Source organism: Pseudomonas sp. FW305-28, assembly GCF_017351395.1.
Classification (GTDB): Bacteria; Pseudomonadota; Gammaproteobacteria; order Pseudomonadales; family Pseudomonadaceae; genus Aquipseudomonas; species Aquipseudomonas fluorescens_AA.
Genome location: NZ_JACNDD010000306.1, coordinates 1 through 729, shown reverse-complemented (window position 1 = coordinate 729; position 729 = coordinate 1). Strand labels below are relative to the sequence as shown.

At 62.1% G+C, this 729-nt stretch carries 1 protein-coding gene and 1 pseudogene; both read right to left on the bottom strand.

Features of this window, described 5'->3' with window-relative positions; translation table 11 throughout:
* Window positions 1-204 (bottom strand): annotated as a pseudogene (locus J4E53_RS30550) (pyrroloquinoline quinone biosynthesis protein C); the annotation flags it as partial.
* An 11-nt stretch (window positions 205-215) separates the two neighbouring features.
* On the bottom strand, window positions 216-729 hold a 514-nt coding region (locus J4E53_RS30545), incomplete at its 5' end, for an MBL fold metallo-hydrolase (RefSeq protein ID WP_259333266.1).

Sequence of the window (729 nt, the reverse complement as noted above, 5' to 3'; positions counted from 1 at the left end):
TGGGCAGTTGGCCAGGATCGCGGCGTCCTTGAGCGGGATATTCACCTGATAGTAGAAACGGTTCGCGACCCAGCCCTGGATCTGCTCGCGAGTGGCACGGCCTTCATACATCGCCACGTGATAGGGGTGATGGATATGGTAATACGCGCCTTTGGCACGCAGGGCCGTTTCGAACTCGGCGGGGGACAGGGGGGTGTCAGTCATTTCGGTTGCTCCTACAGTTCAATACTCATGCCGTCGTAAGCCACTTCGACATTGCGCCGCACCAGCTCGGCCCGCTCGGCGGAGTCTTCATCGAGGATCGGGTTGGTGTTGTTGATATGGATAAGGACCTTGCGCTGATTGGGCAGTTGCTCCAGCACTTCCAGCATCCCGCCGGAACCATTCTGCGCCAGGTGGCCCATTTCCCGGCCGGTGCGGGTGCCAACGCCACGGCGCTGCATTTCATCGTCGTCCCACATCGTGCCGTCCACCAGCAAACAGTCGCTGCCGGCCATGATCGCCAACAATGACTCGTCGACCTTGCCCAGCCCCGGGGCATAGAACAGCTTGCCGCCTGTGCGCAGGTCTTCGACGATCAGCCCGATGTTGTCGCCCGGGTGCGGGTCGAAGCGATGGGGTGAATAGGGCGGTGCGGCGCTACGCAGGGGCAGCGGGGTGAAGCGCAGGTTCGGGCAAGCGGCGATGGTGAAGCTCTGGTCGAGCTCGATGCGATTCCAGCTCAGCCCA